The organism is Rhodoferax bucti, assembly GCF_005876985.1.
Classification (GTDB): domain Bacteria; phylum Pseudomonadota; class Gammaproteobacteria; order Burkholderiales; family Burkholderiaceae_C; genus Allorhodoferax; species Allorhodoferax bucti.
On the sequence record NZ_VAHD01000002.1, the window covers coordinates 352,645 to 367,527 of the forward strand.

At 60.5% G+C, this 14,883-nt stretch carries 13 protein-coding genes and 5 tRNA genes; 13 read left to right on the plus strand and 5 right to left on the minus strand.

Annotation, left to right across the window (positions count from 1 at the left end):
* Positions 1-20 precede the first annotated feature (20 nt).
* Positions 21-1,091, plus strand: a complete 1,071-nt coding sequence (gene murB, locus FDM28_RS08205) for a UDP-N-acetylmuramate dehydrogenase (RefSeq protein ID WP_138514674.1) — start codon at positions 21-23, stop codon at positions 1,089-1,091.
* Positions 1,092-1,135: 44 nt separating this feature from the next.
* A complete protein-coding gene (locus FDM28_RS08210; RefSeq protein WP_138514675.1) occupies positions 1,136-2,101 on the plus strand; it encodes a complex I NDUFA9 subunit family protein in 966 nt (321 codons plus the stop codon).
* Here FDM28_RS08210 and FDM28_RS08215 read toward each other — a convergent pair.
* The 5 genes from FDM28_RS08215 to FDM28_RS08235 form a co-directional block, all read right to left on the minus strand.
* On the minus strand, positions 2,078-4,024 hold the full coding sequence (locus tag FDM28_RS08215; protein ID WP_138514676.1) for a response regulator: 1,947 nt from the start codon (positions 4,022-4,024) through the stop codon (positions 2,078-2,080). The two genes, FDM28_RS08210 and FDM28_RS08215, sit on opposite strands and share 24 nt — an antisense overlap.
* An 8-nt stretch (positions 4,025-4,032) precedes the next feature.
* Positions 4,033-4,539, minus strand: a complete 507-nt coding sequence (locus tag FDM28_RS08220) for a putative pterin-binding protein (protein WP_240791949.1) — start codon at positions 4,537-4,539, stop codon at positions 4,033-4,035.
* A gap of 470 nt (positions 4,540-5,009) precedes the next feature.
* Positions 5,010-6,341, minus strand: coding sequence for an argininosuccinate synthase (argG, locus tag FDM28_RS08225; RefSeq protein WP_138514677.1), 1,332 nt, complete (start codon positions 6,339-6,341; stop codon positions 5,010-5,012).
* A gap of 103 nt (positions 6,342-6,444) precedes the next feature.
* The gene (gene ppnP / locus FDM28_RS08230; protein WP_138514678.1) at positions 6,445-6,771 is read right to left on the minus strand and encodes a pyrimidine/purine nucleoside phosphorylase; all 327 of its coding nucleotides are present in this window, start codon (positions 6,769-6,771) and stop codon (positions 6,445-6,447) included.
* A 74-nt stretch (positions 6,772-6,845) separates the two neighbouring features.
* Positions 6,846-7,196, minus strand: coding sequence for an ArsC family reductase (locus tag FDM28_RS08235; RefSeq protein ID WP_138514679.1), 351 nt, complete (start codon positions 7,194-7,196; stop codon positions 6,846-6,848).
* Between the two features lie 48 nt (positions 7,197-7,244).
* Between FDM28_RS08235 and folC the strand changes: the two genes are divergently transcribed.
* From folC to FDM28_RS08290, 11 genes are all read left to right on the plus strand, one after another.
* Positions 7,245-8,591, plus strand: a complete 1,347-nt coding sequence (gene folC, locus FDM28_RS08240; RefSeq protein WP_138514680.1) for a bifunctional tetrahydrofolate synthase/dihydrofolate synthase — start codon at positions 7,245-7,247, stop codon at positions 8,589-8,591.
* Positions 8,592-8,602: 11 nt separating this feature from the next.
* Positions 8,603-9,433 carry an SPOR domain-containing protein gene (locus FDM28_RS08245; protein WP_138514681.1) on the plus strand — a complete coding sequence of 277 codons (831 nt, stop codon included), beginning with the start codon at positions 8,603-8,605 and terminating at the stop codon, positions 9,431-9,433.
* Between the two features lie 12 nt (positions 9,434-9,445).
* Positions 9,446-9,934: a CvpA family protein gene (locus FDM28_RS08250; RefSeq protein ID WP_138514682.1), complete on the plus strand. Its 489-nt coding sequence runs from the start codon at positions 9,446-9,448 to the stop codon at positions 9,932-9,934.
* 10 nt (positions 9,935-9,944) lie between these two features.
* Positions 9,945-11,447 carry an amidophosphoribosyltransferase gene (purF, locus tag FDM28_RS08255; RefSeq protein ID WP_138514683.1) on the plus strand — a complete coding sequence of 501 codons (1,503 nt, stop codon included), beginning with the start codon at positions 9,945-9,947 and terminating at the stop codon, positions 11,445-11,447.
* 4 nt (positions 11,448-11,451) lie between these two features.
* A complete protein-coding gene (locus FDM28_RS08260) occupies positions 11,452-12,663 on the plus strand; it encodes an O-succinylhomoserine sulfhydrylase (protein WP_138514684.1) in 1,212 nt (403 codons plus the stop codon).
* Position 12,664: 1 nt separating this feature from the next.
* Entirely contained in the window at positions 12,665-14,065 is a 1,401-nt protein-coding gene (gene gltX, locus FDM28_RS08265; protein WP_138514685.1) for a glutamate--tRNA ligase, read from the plus strand.
* A gap of 75 nt (positions 14,066-14,140) precedes the next feature.
* A tRNA-Ala gene (locus FDM28_RS08270) sits at positions 14,141-14,216 on the plus strand.
* A 32-nt stretch (positions 14,217-14,248) separates the two neighbouring features.
* Positions 14,249-14,324 (plus strand) — tRNA-Glu (locus tag FDM28_RS08275).
* Positions 14,325-14,426: 102 nt separating this feature from the next.
* Positions 14,427-14,503 (plus strand) — tRNA-Asp (locus FDM28_RS08280).
* Positions 14,504-14,563: 60 nt separating this feature from the next.
* Positions 14,564-14,639 (plus strand) — tRNA-Glu (locus FDM28_RS08285).
* A gap of 102 nt (positions 14,640-14,741) precedes the next feature.
* Positions 14,742-14,818: transfer RNA gene (locus tag FDM28_RS08290), tRNA-Asp, on the plus strand.
* Positions 14,819-14,883: the final 65 nt, after the last annotated feature.

Sequence of the window (14,883 nt, forward strand, 5' to 3'; positions counted from 1 at the left end):
TGCAATGAGACAATCTGGGGATGGTAGTCGAGAAAAACATTCCCCTGCAGGCGTTTAACACCTTCCGCATCGTGGCCAAGGCGTCTGCGCTGGCCCGTATCACGGGGGAGGACGATGTCCGCGCGCTGCTGGTCGACCCGGAGTGGGCCCAGGCGCCCAAGTTTGTACTCGGTGGTGGCAGCAACATTGTGCTGACGGGCGATGTGAGGCCTTTGGTACTCAAGGTAGAGGTGCGCGGTATCCGGGTGGTGGGGGAAACGGCCAAGGCCGTCATCGTGGAAGCCGGTGCCGGCGAGGGCTGGCACGACTTTGTGACCTGGACGCTGGACCACAACCTGCCCGGCATGGAAAACATGGCTTTGATTCCCGGCACCGTGGGTGCCTCGCCAGTGCAAAACGTGGGGGCCTATGGCGTCGAGCTGCAAGACCGCTTTGATTCGCTGGACGCCATTGATCTGCAGACCGGGCAGGTTTTTACCCTGAACGCCGCGCAATGCGCCTTTGGCTACCGCGACTCGGTATTCAAGCACGCCAGCAGCGTGGCTTTGGACACCGCCCAGCCCTTGGGCCTGAAAGACCGTGCTTTGATTTTGCGGGTGCGCTTTGCCCTGCCCAAGGTCTGGAAGCCGGTCTTGGGCTACGCCGACATTGAGCGCAAGATGGCTGAACACGGTGTAACCGAGCCCACACCCCGCCAGATTTACGATTGGGTGTGCGAAGTGCGCCGCGCCAAGCTGCCCGATCCCGCCGTCATCGGCAATGCGGGTAGTTTTTTCAAGAACCCGACCGTCACTGCCGAGCAGTGCGAAGACATCATCGCCCGCGACCCCAAGGTGGTGCACTACCGGCTGGACAACGGAGCGGTCAAGCTGGCGGCGGGTTGGCTGATTGACTCTTGTGGCTGGAAGGGCAAGTCGGTCGGTCAAGCGGGTGTTTATGAAAAGCAGGCCTTGGTGCTGGTGAACCGGGGTGCCGGGGTGGATGGCAATGGCGCGACCGGTGGCGAGGTGATGACGCTGGCCAAGGCTATCCAGACCAGTGTGTACGAGCGTTTCGGCATCCTGCTGGAGCCGGAGCCCGTGGTCATTTGACCCCCGCATAGACGCCGGGTGCGGTGAGCGGCTACCCTCTCACCATGAAAAACATACTCGTTCTCGGTGGCACCGGCTTTGTCGGGAGCCATGTGGTCCAGAAACTGGTCAAGCAAGGCTACAGCGTTACGGTGGCTACGCGGCGGGCGATCAACGCGCGCGAGCTGCAAACGCTGCCTACGGTTACCGTGGCAGAGCTCAATGTCCATAACCCCGCTGCGTTGCAGCAAGCACTGGCCGGGCATGACGCGGTGGTGAACCTGGTGGCCATCCTGCATGGCAACGAGGCTGCCTTTCAAAAGGTGCATGTGGACCTTCCCGTCAACCTGGCCCGTGCCGCAGTGGCGGCCGGTGTGCCCCGTGTGGTGCATATCAGTGCGTTGGGCGCCAATCCGCGGCAGCCGGATGCTGCGCCTTCCCGCTACCTGCGCAGCAAATCGCGAGGCGAGTTGGCTTTGAGCCATCCGGCTTTGGCGGTGTCAGTGCTGCGCCCCAGCGTAATTTTTGGTGCGGAAGACAAGTTTTTGAACATGTTTGCCAAGCTGCAGCAAGTGTTCCCTTTCATGCCGCTGGCGGGCGCCCGTGCGCGCTTTCAGCCCGTGTGGGTGGAAGATGTGGCTACTGCGGTGGTGCGTCTGGTGCAAGCCCGTGCCGCCGTGGGTACAACGGGCGTGTGGGAGGCGTGTGGTCCGCAGGTGTACACCCTGGGCGAATTGGTGCACGGTGCCGGTGTGTGGGCCGGTATTGCAGAGGGGCGTGGGCGCCCCGTGATCCCCTTGCCTGAGTGGGCCGGGCGCCTGCAAGCGGCGTTGATGCAACTCGCCCCGGGCGAACCGCTGATGAGTGGTGACAACCTGGACTCGATGAAGCTCGACAACATTGCCACCGGTACCGAGGCAGGCTTGGCGGATTTGGGCATTCAAGCGGCTGCTTTGGAGCCGATTGCGATGGATTATTTGCAGCGTGGCCTGCCCGGCCACGGCATGCTAGGTCTGCGACGCCGCGTGTGAGGGTGCTGAGGCCAGGCACTTTTGCATGGTCGCTTGGAGCTGACCGGCTTGCACCGGCTTGCTGACGAAGTCGTTCACGCCGGCGGCCAAGGCTTTTTCCTTGGCATCGTTCATGACGTCGGCGCTCAGCACGATGATCGGCACTTGCGAAATCGGCCCGGGCATGGCGCGGATGGTGCGGGTGGCCGTCAGGCCATCCATGACGGGCATGTGCACATCCATCAGGATCAGGTCAAACATCTCGCGCTCGGCGGCTTCCACCCCGAGTTGGCCGTTCTCGCAAAAGGTGACTTTGCAGCCCATTTTTTCGAGCAGGATGCCTACAAATTTGCGGTTGATCGGGTGGTCTTCCACCACCATGACCCGCAATGCCGTCTCTGAGGTGGGGGCCGGTGTTGCCCCATCTTGCACCGCCGCATTTGCTGCAGTTGCCGGGATAGCCGGGGTGTTGGGTGGCTCCGGTGCTATTGCCACCGGTGGTTTAGTGAGTGGCGTGATCGGCAGCACCGCTGCGGCGGCGGGAGGCGCCGGGCACAGGGAGAAGGGCAGGTGCAGGGTAAACACAGAGCCCTTGCCTTGGGTGCTTTCCACCTCAATGGCGCCACCCATCAGGCGTGCCAGTGTTTGCGAAATCTCCAGGCCCAGGCCGGTACCGCCGAATTTGCGGGCCAGCCCGCCATCCACCTGAAAAAAGCGCTGGAACAGGCTGGAGAGCACATGGTCATCCATGCCGATGCCGGTGTCTTTGATCAAAAACGCCAGCCCGATATTGCCGTCAGTGCGCTCACGCGGCACGATGGTTACCGTCACGCTGCCGTGGTCGGTGAACTTGATGGCGTTGTTGATCAGGTTGAACAAAATCTGCTTCAGCCGTGTGGTGTCTGCCAGCACCCAAGGTGGTAACTCTGCCTGGGAAACGATAGAGAATTTCAGCCCCTTCTCGGTGGCCTGCGGGCGCATCAGCGCCTCTACCTCGTTGAGCAAGGCACCCAGCTGCGCGGGCTCGGGTTTGAGCGTCATCTTGCCGGCCTCCAGCGCTGACACGTCCAGGATGTCATTCAGCAGCGTGAGCAGGTGGTTGGCCGAGCCCTTGGCGGTCTTGATGTAGTCGGCCTGCGCGGCGGTAACAGGCGTGCTCTCCAGCAAACCCAGCATACCCAGCATTCCGTTGAACGGGGTGCGCAATTCGTGGCTCATGTTGGCCAAAAACTGGCTCTTGCCCCGGTTGGCCGCTTCCGCGCGGAAATGCGCCTCCCGCAGCTCGTGCGTCAGGTCTTCCAGTGCCTGGCGCTCTTTTTCTTGCTTGCGTTGCCGCAAAGCCAGTGCTCCTGCCGCAATCAGTAGAAAGATCAGCTGGGCCAAGGTGAGCCCGATGATCTGGTTGTTTTGCCGGAGCATGGTTTTTTCCTGGCTTTCCAGCAGCGCGGCGACTTCGGAGTTGGCAGCCAGGCTTAGCGCCTGCACGTCCACCCCCACATTGTTGAACTGAACCAACAGCTGGGCCAACGCCGGCTTGGACAGCGGGTTGGCAGCCATCACCTTGTCTGCATGGGCAATCAAGGTGTCCACATGCGGCATGGCATTTTGGTATTCCGGCCGGTGGGTGATGAGCTCGGTTGTGGGGTTGTCGCGCAGCAGGGTGAGGCGGCTTAAAAACAAGTCGTACCGCAACCCGAGGTTGTCGGCATCCAGCTCCCCGCTGCGGATGACGCTGCTCTCCAGCGTTTGCCGGAAGCGCAAAAACTCCCGTTCAAACTGAAACACCAGGGCCGTGATGGAGTCGGCCCGCAGTTCACTCGCTTTTTCAATCGCCCGTTTCTGGGTGATTTGCAGCACCAACAAAATCGCCATGGCCAAGGCCAGCACACCCGTGCCGATGGCCAGCCACAGCAGGTAGCGGCGATTTTTACTCGATCCGGTCAATGGAAGCCTTATTCAACAGTGATGGATTTCAGCTGCCAGGCAGAGCGCTCGTAGTACACGGTGGAGCGCAGCTCGGCCTTGGTATCAAAGGGGTAGACGATGAACAGCGGCCCTTTGGTGCGCACAGGAATCGGCTGGTCGTTCATCTGGTAGGCCACGATCACATCGAAGGCTTTGGCGTCATCGAAGGGAATGGTGGTCTGGTAATCGTTGAGCGCTGCGGCCTTCAAGGTCGTGCCGCTGGCCTTGGCGGCGGCCAGTACATCGCGCAACAAAGGACCTTTGAATTTGATGGGGTTTTTGTCCCATGGCGTTTTGGTGCTGAAGGTTTGCTGGGGCAGCTTTTCCAGCATGGCCAGGTCGAACTCGGCGCCGTTGGCACTGTTCTTCTCAGTCACCTTGCCGGTGATGGTCAGGATGGCCTTGCCTTTGATGGGCTCCAGCGCGTAGGCACTGGAGTGTGCTGCCATCCATACACAAGCTGCGGCAATGAGGGTGCGTTTGGCAATGGTCATCCTGAAACTCCTGGTGTGTGAACGGGCCGAGCTAGTGTAGTCCACGAGCCCTGTGTGTATCAATTAAATCGGCAGCTTTGGTGGATTCATAAACTGTGCCGCGGTTGGTAGGGGACTACACGTTGAGTACTATAGTTTTGATAGCTGTTCGCGCATATTGCATGAGCGTTAGAGTCCGATTTGGCATCAAAGCGTGCCGGGACTAAGCTGCCAAATTGCAAATACTCTCTATGAGCCGGTGCCGCTTGGAAAGCAAAGCAGGGTTTGAAAAGTTGATTTCTGTACCAACCCATGGAAACGAGCCCTTTGTGTTGTTGATGCGCTTGTGAAGGCGCTGCTTCCATTCTTGTGGGGTTTATTAAAGAATGCGCTAGCTTGGGCTGTCTCGGTTTCCTAAAGGAAAGAAGACATAAAAAAGCCCGCCGAGCTTTCACCTGGCGGGCTTTTTCTTTAGGGGGGTAACCGAGTGCTTACTTGCCCAGCTTCAAGAAGTCATCCCCCTTGCCCAGCTCCAGCAACCCAGCGTTGCTGTAGATGCCCAGCTTGGCGCGGGTGTCGGTGATGTCCAGGTTGCGCATGGTGAGTTGGCCGATGCGGTCCAGCGGGCTGAAAGGCGCGTCTTCCACTTTTTCCATGCTCAGGCGCTCGGGCGCGTAGGTCAGGTTGGGGGACTCGGTGTTCAGCAGGCTGTAGTCGTTGCCGCGGCGCAGTTCCATGGTCACGGTGCCGGTCACGGCCTTGGCGACCCAGCGCTGTGCGGTTTCGCGCAGCATGATGGCTTGGCTGTCGAACCAGCGGCCTTGGTACAGCAGGCGGCCGAGCTTGCGGCCGTTTTCGCGGTATTGCTCGATGGTGTCTTCGTTGTGGATGCCGGTCACCAAACGCTCGTAGGCGATGAACAGCAGCGCCAGGCCGGGCGCTTCGTAGATGCCGCGGCTCTTGGCTTCGATGATGCGGTTCTCGATCTGGTCGCTCATGCCCAGGCCGTGGCGGCCGCCGATTTCGTTGGCCTTGAGAATCAGCTCCACCAGGTCGCTGTAGTGCACGCCGTTCAGGGCGACGGGGCGGCCTTCTTCAAAGGTCACGCTTACTTCTTCGGCCTTGACCACGCAGTCGTCGCGCCAGAAGGGCACTCCCATGATGGGGTTCACGATCTTGATGCCGGAGTTCAAAAACTCCAGGTCTTTGGCTTCGTGGGTGGCGCCCAGCATGTTGCTGTCGGTGGAGTAGGCCTTTTCGGCGCTCATCTTGTAGCCAAAGCCGTTGGCGGTGATGAAGGCGCTCATCTCGGAGCGGCCGCCCAGTTCGTCGATGAATTGCTGGTCCAGCCAGGGCTTGTAGATTTTGAGGGACGGGTTGGTCAACAGGCCGTAGCGGTAGAAGCGCTCGATGTCGTTGCCCTTGAAGGTGGAGCCGTCGCCCCAGATGTTCACATCGTCCTGCTTCATGGCGGTCACCAGCATGGTGCCGGTCACAGCGCGACCCAAGGGGGTGGTGTTGAAGTAGGTTTGGCCGGCGGTGGTGATGTGGAAGGCGCCGGCTTGCAGCGCGGCAATGCCTTCAGCAGCCAGCTGGGGGCGGCAGTCGATCAAACGGGCCTTGATGGCGCCGTATTCCATGGCCTTGCGGGGGATTTCGTCGTAGTCCGCTTCGTCGGGCTGGCCGAGGTTGGCGGTGTAGGCGTAGGGCTGGGCGCCCTTTTGCTTCATCCACAAGAGGGCAGCGCTGGTGTCCAGGCCGCCGGAGAAAGCGATGCCGACCTTTTGGCCGACGGGGATGTTTTGCAGGATGGTGTTAGACATGAATAAGGCCTTAATCGGGCTGTAGCGCTCGCCGAATCTGCGCGAGCAGCTATGAAATTAGGAGTAAATCGCTCTGCGGATTAACCGGAAAGGAAGCCGCTAATCAACCAAAATGGCAGATGTAGTGGTAGGCGGCATGGCCTTCGGTCACGCGGATCTGGAACTTTGCGTTGCCGGGCACGTTGAATTTGTCGCCTTCGCCGCTGGTGACCCATACGTCAGAGCCGTCGAGCTTGTAGTCGCAGCTGCCGCCCACGCATTCCATGATTTCAGGGGCGCCGGTGTTGAAGGTCAGAGTGGCGGGCAGGATGACGCCGACCGACTTTTTGGTGCCGTCAGCCAAGGTGAAGCCGTGGCTCACGCACTTGCCGTCGAAGTACACATTGGCTTTGGTGGTGACGGAAACGTTGTCAAAGTGGGTCGTGGTCATGGTCAAACGTGGAAAAGTAAAGAGAAGAAGGCGGTGCCCCGCGCGCCCAAGCGCATCAAGGCAAAGGCAGGATTTTAGGCCACCCGGGTTTGGAAGGCCGCGTCCGAGAAGCCCACGGTCACCGTGCCGTCGGCCCACACCACCACCGGGCGCTTGATGACGCTGGCATTGGTCAGCATGAGCTGGGCGGCCGAGGTGGCGTCCACCACGGCGGCTTGGGTGGCGTCGTCCAGCTTGCGCCAGGTGGTGCCTTTGCGGTTCACCAGCGTTTCCCAGCCCACGGCGCGTATCCAGCCGGGCAGCAGGTCGGCGGGCACGCCCTGCTTTTTGAAGTCATGAAACTCGTGGGTGACATGGTGCTCAGCCAGCCAGGTGCGGGCCTTTTTCACCGTGTCGCAGTTGGGGATGCCGTAAAGAATGGTCATCCCTCTATTGTGGCAGTGCATTGCCGGTGGGCGACAATGGCGCCCGCTATGGAACACACACCCGCTACCTCCCCCTTGACTGTGCAATCCTCTCTGGCCGACTGGCTGGCCTATATCGAGTCCATGCACCCCAAAGGCATCAACGGCATCGAGCTGGGGCTGGGCAAGGTGCAAGCGGTCGCCCAGCGCCTCGGCCTGCGGTTTGACTGCCCGGTGTTTACCGTGGCGGGCACCAATGGCAAGGGTTCCACCTGCGCCATGCTGGAAAGCATTCTCGGGCAGGCCGGCTATAAGACGGGCGTGTACACCTCGCCCCACCTAGTGCACTTTGAAGAGCGAATGCGGCTCTTGGGCGAGGCGGCGCCTGCTACTAAATTTGTAGCTGCTTTCGCTGATGTTGAGAGCGCCAGGTGCCAAAAAGGCTCGGAAATCGCGCTCACCTACTTTGAATTCACCACGCTGGCCATTCTGTGGGCTCTGTCTCAAGAGGGGCTGGATGCTGTCATTCTGGAAGTGGGTCTGGGCGGGCGGCTGGACGCGGTCAACATCATCGACACCGATTGCGCCATCATCACCAGCATCGACCTGGACCACATGGAGCTGCTGGGCAACGACCGCGAGACCATTGGCTTTGAGAAGGCCGGCATCATGCGCACCGGCCGCCCGGTCGTGGTGAGCGACCCGGTGCCGCCGCAAAGCGTGCTGGATCGCGCGCTGGAGATCGGCGCAGACCTGTGGCAAGTGGGCACCGATTTCAATGTGTCCGGCGACAAGCAGCAGTGGGGCTGGGCCGGGCGCGGGCGCCGGTACAGCGGGCTGGCCTATCCGGCGCTGCGGGGCGCGAACCAGCTGGTCAACGCTGCGGGCGTGCTGGCCGCACTGACCGCCATGCGCGAGCGCCTGCCGGTCACCGCGCAGGCGGTGCGCAATGGGCTGGCTTTTGTAGAGCTGCCCGGGCGCTTCCAGATCATTCCCGGTCAGCCCAGCCTGGTGCTGGACGTGGCGCACAACCCGCACTCGGTGGCGGCGCTGGCGGCCAACCTGGATGCCATGGGCTTCTTCCCCACCACCCATGCCATTTTTGGCGCCATGGCCGATAAAGACTTGGCGCCCATGCTGGCCAAGGTCGGCCCCATGATTGACCGCTGGTATTTCACCGACCTGCCCAGCCCGCGCGCCGCCAGTGGCGTCAGCCTGCAGGCGCAGTGGCAAGCCCAAAACACCCGCAAAGACGCATCCGCCACGGCCCATGCCGACCCCATGCAGGCGCTGGAGGCGGCCATCGCTGCGGCAGACCCCGCTGATAGAATCGTGGTCTTTGGGTCGTTCTACACCGTGGGCGGCGTTCTGCAACAGGGCACACCACGCCTGCAAGCCAAACATCTGAACCCTTAAGTCTTCCCCACATGGCCTTTTTCAAGTTTCGCAAAGGTGGCGACGAGCAGCCCACCCCACCCACCGCGTCAGAGAGCGTAGAGGCCATGCGCAGGCGCGCACGCCACCGTCTGGTGGGTGCTGCCGTGCTGGTGCTGATTGGCGTGGTCGGCCTCCCGCTGTTGTTTGACAGCCAACCGCGCCCGATTGCGGTGGACATTCCGATTGAAATTCCGGACAAAGGCAAAGTACGCCCCTTGGGTGCACCTGCGCTGCCTGCGGCCACGCAAGCCAGCGGGGTGGTGATCGAGGAGCGTGAAGAGTCCGCACCTGCTGCGGCAGCCGCCTCCCAGCCCAAAGTGGCCTTGGCTGAAACCAAGGTAGCGGCTGCAAAGCCCGAAGCCAAACCGGAGCCCAAAGCAGAGACTAAGGCCGACGCCAAAGCACCCTCCAAGGCAGAGGCGAAGCCTGAGACCAAGCCGGCTGAAAAAATCATCACCGAAAAGGCGGCAGAAGCTCACCCAGTGGGCAAGTCTGCGGATGCTGCCAAAGCGCAGGCCTTGCTGGACGGCAAAGCCGCGCCGGAAGCCAAGGCGACCGACAAGAAGGCGGAGAAAAAACCGGCGGCAGACGTAGGACGTTTTGTCGTGCAGGTGGGTGCTTACAACGAGCCGGCCAAATTGCAGGAAGCGCGCAGCAAGGTGGAAAAAGCCGGCTTCAAGACCTACACCCAGGTGGTAGGCGCCAAGGACAGCCAGCGCACGCGGGTACGCATTGGGCCGTTTGCCAGCAAGGCAGAAGCGCAAAAAGCCGCTGACAAGCTCAAGAAGCTGAACCTGCCTGCTGCCATTCTGGAGCTGTAAAGCGAGCCCGCCATGCCCACTGTGGACTGGATTTTTCTGGCCGTTTTGCTGGTGTCCCTGATCGTCGGGGCGTGGCGTGGGCTGGTGTTTGAGGTGCTGTCGGTGCTGAGCTGGGCGGCGGCTTTTGTGCTGGCCCAGTGGTTTGCGCCTGATGTGGCGGCCCACCTCTCCATGTCGGGGGCGGGCGAACCTATCCGCTACGCCGCAGGATTTGTGATCGTGTTTGTGGCGTCCATCTTTGCAGGTGGGCTGGTGGCCTTCCTCGTTAAGAAGCTGGTCGCTTCGGTGGGCCTGGGCCCCGCAGACCGTTTGTTGGGGGCGGGTTTCGGCCTGGTGCGCGGCGTGTTGCTGCTGTTGGCCGTGACCGTGGTGGTGGGCATGACGCCGCTGAACTCCAGCGCGTGGTGGACAGAGGCCACCGGGCCGCACCTGAGCAGCGCCGTGCTCAAGGGTTTGAAGCCCCTGCTACCGCAAGATTTTGGCAAGTATTTACCTGAGTGAGTGAAACCCTATGTGTGGAATTGTTGGCGTTGTCAGTAACGCACCCGTAAACCAGTTGATCTATGACGCGCTGTTGCTCTTGCAGCACCGCGGGCAGGACGCAGCCGGCATCGTCACCCAGCAGGACCGCAAGTTCTTCATGCACAAGGCCAAGGGCATGGTGAAGGACGTGTTCCGCACCCGCAATATGCGCGCGCTGCTGGGCAACTCCGGCCTGGGCCAGGTGCGCTACCCCACGGCGGGCAATGCCTTCAGCGAGGAAGAGGCCCAGCCCTTCTACGTGAACGCGCCCTTCGGCATCGTGTTGGTGCACAACGGCAACCTGACCAACGCCAAGGCGCTGAAGGCCGAGCTGTTCAATCTGGACCACCGCCACATCAACACCGAGAGCGACTCCGAGGTCCTGCTCAACGTGCTGGCCCACGAAATTGAAGTCTCTACCCGTGGCCTGCCTCTGCAGCCGCAGGATTTGTTTACTGCCGTGTCCCGTGTGCACCAACGCATCAAGGGCTCGTATGCGGTGATTTGCCACATCGCCGGCCACGGTTTGTTGGCCTTCCGCGATCCCTTCGGCATCCGCCCGCTATGCATCGGCAAGGGTGCAGATGGCACCCACATGGTGGCCAGCGAATCCGTGGTGCTGGAAGGTACCAGCCACCAGTTTGTGCGCGATGTGCAGCCCGGCGAAGCCGTGTTCATTGCGCTGGATGGCACGGTGCATAGCCAACAGTGCGCGGTGAACCCGCAGCTCATGCCCTGCATTTTTGAGTTTGTGTACCTGGCTCGCCCCGATTCGGTCATGGACGGCATCTCGGTGTACCAAGCGCGTTTGAACCTGGGCGAAACCTTGGCCAAGCGCGTGATCTCCACGGTGCCGCCAAACGAAATCGATGTGGTCATTCCCATTCCCGAATCCAGCCGTCCCAGTGCCGCACAACTGGCCCAGTTGTTGGGCTTGCCCTACCGCGAAGGCTTTGTGAAAAACCGCTACGTGGGCCGCACTTTCATCATGCCGGGCCAGGGCGTTCGCAAGAAGTCGGTGCGCCAGAAGCTCAACGTGATTGCCAGCGAATTCAAAGGCCGCAATGTGCTGTTGGTGGACGACTCCATCGTCCGCGGCACCACCTCCAAGGAAATCGTGCAAATGGCGCGCGACGCCGGTGCCCGCAAGGTCTACATGGCCAGCGCTGCACCACCTGTGCGTTACCCTAACGTGTACGGCATCGACATGCCCACCAGCAGCGAGCTGGTCGCCCACAATCGTACGGTGGAAGAAGTGCGCGAAATCATCGGTTGCGATGCGCTGATTTACCAAGATGTGGACGGCATGAAAAAAGCCATCGGCGCTCTGAGCAAGAACCTGGCTGGCTTTGATGCATCCTGCTTTGACGGTGTGTACGTCACCGGGGACATTTCTTCCGACGATATCGCCCGCCTGAACGAAAACCGCGTCGGGGCTGAAGAAGGCCAGGAAGACACCTCCCGCCTCGCGCTGCCCAACCACGCTGACTGACACCATGAAGCAAAGCCACTTACCCGAAGGCCTGCACAACGACACCTTGGCGGTGCGTGCGGCCTTGGAGCGCAGCCAATACGGCGAAAACTCTGAAGCTCTGTACCTCACCAGCGGCTATGTGCAACACAGCGCTGCTTCCAGCGCGGCGCGTTTCGCGATGGAGGAGGATGGGTTTACCTACTCCCGCGTGAGCAACCCCACGGTCACCAGCATGGAAATCCGGTTGGCGGCTTTGGAAGGCACTGAAGCAGCGATTGCCACTTCGTCCGGCATGTCGGCCATTCTGTTGCTGGGCATGGCACTGCTGAAAGCGGGCGACCATGTCATTTGTTCGCAATCGGTGTTCGGCTCGGTCATTCCGATGTTCAGCCGCGAGTTTGCCAAGTTCGGTGTGGAAACCACCTTCGTGTCGCAAACCGACGTGGAAGCGTGGAAGGCCGCGGTCCGCCCCACCACCAAGCTGCTGTTCGCCGAGACGCCCACCAACCCGCTCACCGAGGTGTGCGACATCCAGGCCTTGGCCGACATTGCACATGGCGCAGGCGCCTTCCTGGCCGTGGACAACTGTTTTGCCACACCCGTGTTGCAGCGTCCGGCCAGCCTGGGCGCGGATTTCATCATCCATTCCGGCACCAAGTTTTTGGATGGCCAGGGCCGTGTGATGGCAGGTGCGATTTGCTGCACCCAAAAGCAACGTGATGAAATGTTTTTGCCCGTGATCCGCACCGCCGGCATGGTGCTGGCGCCCTTCAATGCCTGGGTGTTGCTCAAGGGCATGGAAACGCTGGCCTTGCGTGTGAAGGCGCAGTCGGAGACCACCCTGGCGCTGGCCCATTGGCTGGAAGCCCAGCCGCAAGTCGCGCGGGTGTATTACCCCGGCTTGGCCAGCCACCCGCAGCATGCGTTGGCCATGCGCCAGCAATCAGGTTGTGGCGGCGCTGTGTTGTCGTTCGAGGTGAAGGCACCGGACGTGGACACTGCGCGCAAAAACGCATTCCATGTGCTCGACAGCATGCAGGTGCTCTCGCTGTGCACCAACCTCGGTGACACCAAAACGCTGGCGGCGCATCCTGCCAGCACCTCGCACGGCCGCTTGTCGGAAGTGCAGCGTCAGGCGGCAGGCATTGGTCAAGGCTTGATTCGCGTGGCCGTGGGCCTGGACCATATCAACGACATCACCGCCGATTTGGCGCGTGGTTTGCAAACTATCTGACATGAGCAAAATCCGTACTCGTATTGCCCCTTCGCCTACCGGCTTTTTGCACCTAGGTACCGCCCGCACCGCGCTGTATTCCTGGGCCTATGCCCGCCACTTCGGTGGTGAGTTTGTGCTGCGCATTGAAGACACCGACGTGGCCCGCTCCACCCAGGACTCGGTGGACCAGATTCTGGAATCCATGCGCTGGCTAGGGCTGGAATACGACGAAGGCCCGGTGTACCAAATGCAGCGCCTGGAGCGCTACAAGGCCGTGGTGGAGCAGCTGATTGCAGAAGGCAAGGCCTACTACTGCTACAGCACGCCCGAAGAACTGGATGCTGTGCGCGAAGCCAAAAAGGCCCGTGGTGAAAAAGCGCTCTATGACGGCACCTGGCGCCCCGCAGCCGGCAAAACCTTGCCGGCCATTCCCGAGGGCGTCAAACCCGTGGTGCGTTTCTGCAACCCACCGGATGGCGATGTGACCTGGAGCGACCTGGTCAAAGGCCCGATCACCATCAGCAACTGCGAAATTGACGACCTCATCATCGTGCGCACCGATGGCATTCCCACCTACAACTTTGCAGTAGTGGTGGACGACTGGGACATGCAGATCAGCCATGTATTCCGGGGTGATGAACACATCAATAACACGCCTTGGCAGATCAACATCTTCCACGCACTGGGTGCGCCCCTGCCCGAGTTCGGCCACTGCCCGGTGATTCTGGGCGACGATGGCCAGAAGCTCTCCAAACGCCGTGGCGCGGTGAGCGTGACTGCGTACGAAGAGGGCGGCTACCTGCCCGAAGCCATGTTGAACTATTTGGCCCGTTTGGGCTGGAGCCATGGCGATGACGAATTGTTCTCCCGCGATCAGCTCGTGAGCTGGTTCGATGGCAGCCATTTGAACAAGAGTCCCGCGCAGTGGGATCCTGCCAAGCTGCTGTGGGTCAACGCTCACTACATCAAGCACGCAGACAACAACCGGTTAGCGTCCTTGGTGGCTGTGCAACTGGCCAAGCTGGGTGTTGACTTGCCGGCTGATGTAGTCGAAACCCATTTGCCGCAAGTGTGCGCCTTGCTCAAGGACCGCTGCGATACCACGGTGGCTCTGGCCCAGTGGGCAGCGAAGTTCTATGCCGAGGTGCAAGTCGATGCCGCAGAGTTGGCCCAGCATGTGACCGATACCGTCAAGCCGGCCATTGCCACATTGGCAGACAAGCTGACAGCGTGCACATGGGACAAAGCCTCGATTGGGGCGGTGATCAAAGAAGTGTTGGCCGCGCACAGCCTCAAGATGCCCCAGTTGGCCATGCCCGTGCGTGTGCTGGTGATGGGCACTGCCCAGACTCCTTCGCTGGATGCCGTGCTCGAACTCAGCGGAAAAACAAAAGTTTTGGCTCGACTTGCTAAAGCCTGAAAAACTTGTATATAATTTGAGGCTCGGAAGTTGAATGCAAAGCCAAACAAAATTTAGCAATGTGTTCAGGAAATTGGGGGTATAGCTCAGCTGGGAGAGCGCTTGCATGGCATGCAAGAGGTCAGCGGTTCGATCCCGCTTACCTCCACCAATTCTTCTGAAACGGATACGTTCCAAGGTTTTGACCCTATCGTCTAGAGGCCTAGGACATCACCCTTTCACGGTGAGTACCGGGGTTCGAATCCCCGTAGGGTCGCCAAGTTTTACCGCAAGGTAAACGGCAACAAGTCGGTAACAGCTTCTGCAAGGAAGCGACTTGGCTCCGAGTCGAAAGACGATGAGCAAATGGTTGCCGCTACCAGGAGTGGTAGTTCAGTTGGTTAGAATACCGGCCTGTCACGCCGGGGGTCGCGGGTTCGAGTCCCGTCCACTCCGCCAAATTTGAAAAAAGCCGTTGAGCATTCAACGGCTTTTTTCTTGAAGAGTTTTCTAGGTTTTGACCCTATCGTCTAGAGGCCTAGGACATCACCCTTTCACGGTGAGTACCGGGGTTCGAATCCCCGTAGGGTCGCCAAGTTTTACCGCAAGGTGAACGGCAACAAGTCGGTAACAGCTTCTGCAAGGAAGCGACTTGGCTCCGCGTTGCAAGACAACGAGCGAATGGTTACCGCTACCAGGAGTGGTAGTTCAGTTGGTTAGAATACCGGCCTGTCACGCCGGGGGTCGCGGGTTCGAGTCCCGTCCACTCCGCCAAAACGAGAAAAACCGTTGCAAGTCATTGATTTGCAACGGTTTTTTGCTTTCGGGTTTGGATCGTG